General features: G+C 58.8%; 2 protein-coding genes. Both read left to right on the top strand.

Annotated elements, in window-relative coordinates; translation table 11 throughout:
* Positions 1-267 precede the first annotated feature (267 nt).
* Positions 268-1,011: a bacterial ammonia monooxygenase, subunit AmoA gene (gene amoA, locus ACW73L_RS22035; protein WP_129883941.1), complete on the top strand. Its 744-nt coding sequence runs from the start codon at positions 268-270 to the stop codon at positions 1,009-1,011.
* 104 nt (positions 1,012-1,115) lie between these two features.
* Positions 1,116-2,360: a bacterial ammonia monooxygenase, subunit AmoB gene (gene amoB, locus ACW73L_RS22030; RefSeq protein ID WP_129884071.1), complete on the top strand. Its 1,245-nt coding sequence runs from the start codon at positions 1,116-1,118 to the stop codon at positions 2,358-2,360.
* Positions 2,361-2,439 lie beyond the last annotated feature (79 nt).

Here is a 2,439-nt window from a genome sequence, read left to right as displayed (position 1 = left end):
TTCGTGATCTTCGGCTGGTTGGCGCTGGCGGTGATGGGTACGTTGACCCAGACCTTCTACAGCTTCACCAAGCTGATTGGTCGTGACATCTGCGAAGCGGTTGATCAGGGCTTGATCGCCAAATAAGTGGAGCGGTCGGGGCGGGTGGTGCGCGCGAGCGGACCACCTGCCGCCGGCTAGCGCAGGGAAGCGGGAGCGGTGGGCTGGCCTGGGAGGTCGAGCCACCGGGGGAACGAAAAGAAAATGTTCACTCTTTGGAGGTAACGTATGAGCGCTGCGAGTGGTGCAGTTCATTCTCACGCCGAGGCCGTCAAGGTTTCGCGTACGGTCGACTTGATGGCATTGTTTGTCGTCTTTTTCGTGATCGTGGGTTCCTACCACATTCACGCGATGTTGACGATGGGCGACTGGGATTTCTGGTCGGATTGGAAAGATCGTCGACTGTGGGTCACGGTGACCCCGATCGTGTTGATCACGTTCCCGGCGGCGGTACAGTCGTACCTGTGGGAGCGGTATCGTCAACCGTGGGGCGCGACGGTGTGCGTGCTGGGCCTGTTGCTGGGTGAGTGGATCAACCGCTACTTCAACTTCTGGGGCTGGACCTACTTCCCGGTCAATTTCGTCTTCCCGGCGATTCTGACCCCGGGCGCGATCCTGCTCGACACGATGCTGATGCTGAGCGGCAGCTACCTGTTCACGGCGATCGTGGGCGCGATGGGCTGGGGCCTGATTTTCTATCCGGGCAACTGGCCGATCATTGCACCGATTCACGTGCCGGTGGAATACAGCGGCATGCTGATGTCGATTGCGGACATTCAGGGTTACAACTACGTCCGTACCGGTACGCCGGAATACATCCGGATGGTTGAGAAGGGCACGCTGCGTACGTTCGGTAAGGACGTGGCGCCGGTGTCGGCCTTCTTCTCTGCGTTCATGTCGATCCTGATCTACTTCATGTGGCACTTTGTGGGTCGCTGGTTCGCGACCGAGCGGTTCCTGAAGCAGACCTAATCGGTTTGTAGAGAAGAGCTGAAACAGAGCGCTGGTCCACGGGTTCTGAGAAAACGGAAGCCCGGGACACACCCATCATGCAAAGACTCGAAAGAGGAGGACTCATGAAAAAAATAAAAGACCGGATTGCCAAGTGGTCGGTACTCGGCCTGTTGGCCGGTGTTGCGGCGACGAGCCTGTACGCGCCGACGGCGTCGGCTCATGGTGAGAAGTCGCAGGCGGCCTTCATGCGTATGCGGACGATTCACTGGTTCGACCTGACCTGGTCGAAAGAGAAAGTGAACGTCAACGATTTCGTGGAAATCAAAGGTAAGTTCCACGTCTTCGAAGGCTGGCCGGAATCGGTGGCCGAGCCGGACGTATCGTTCCTGAACATTGGTATTCCGGGTCCGGTCTTCATTCGTAAGGAATCGTACATCGGTGGACAGCTGGTGCCGCGTTCCGTACGTTTGGAAATCGGCAAGACGTACGAGTTCAAAGTGGTGTTGAAGGCCCGTCGTCCTGGCGACTGGCACGTTCACACGATGATGAACGTACAGGGCGGTGGTCCGATCATCGGACCGGGTAAGTGGATCACGATCGAAGGTTCGATGGGTGATTTCAAGAACCCGATCACCACGTTGACCGGCCAGACGATCGATCTGGAAGACTACAACCTGAGCAACATCTACTTCTGGCATTTCTTCTGGTATGCCATTGGTGCAGCGTGGATGTTGTACTGGTGCCGTCGTCCGATCTTCATGCCGCGTTTGTTGATGACGGATGCGGGTCGTGCGGACGAGCTGATCTCGTCGGGTGACCGCAAGGTGGCGATGGGCTTCACGGCGGCGACGATCCTGATCGTCATCTTCGCGATGTCGAGCGCCAACAGCAAGTACCCGATCACCATTCCGCTGCAGGCTGGCACGATGCGTGGCATCAAGCCGATCGAAGACCACAAGGCGACGGTGGCGGTGAAGGTGGAAGATGCTTCCTACCGCGTGCCGGGTCGTGCGATGCGGATGAAGCTGACGATCACCAACAACGGCAGCTCCGCTGTGCGTCTGGGTGAGTTCTACACCGCTTCGGTGCGGTTCCTGGACAGCGACGTGCTGACCGACAAGACCGGTTATCCGGAAGACTTGTTGGCGGAAGACGGCCTGAGCGTGAGCGACAACAGCGCGATCGCCCCGGGTGAGACGCGCACGGTGGAAGTGCAAGCTTCCGACGCAGCGTGGGAAGTGTATCGTCTGTCCGACATCATCTACGATCCGGACAGCCGTTTCGCGGGTCTGCTGTTCTTCTTTGACGCAGCTGGCAACCGTGAGATGGTGCAGATCGACGCACCGTTGATCCCGTCGTTCATGTAAGAACGGCGCACACCGCCCGGCGACGGGCGGGGTGACCTGAACCCCCGGTGGGCGCAAGCCCCCCGGGGGTTTTTTATGC

It is taken from the genome of Methylolobus aquaticus (assembly GCF_054172105.1).
This window is presented reverse-complemented; position numbering and strand designations above follow the sequence as displayed.

What these genes read in the sequence shown, in the direction of transcription:
- amoA (WP_129883941.1), top strand. Translation starts at nt 268, where the DNA reads ATGAGCGCTGCGAGTGGTGCAGTTCATTCTCACGCCGAGGCCGTCAAG.
- amoB (WP_129884071.1), top strand. Translation starts at nt 1,116, where the DNA reads ATGAAAAAAATAAAAGACCGGATTGCCAAGTGGTCGGTACTCGGCCTG.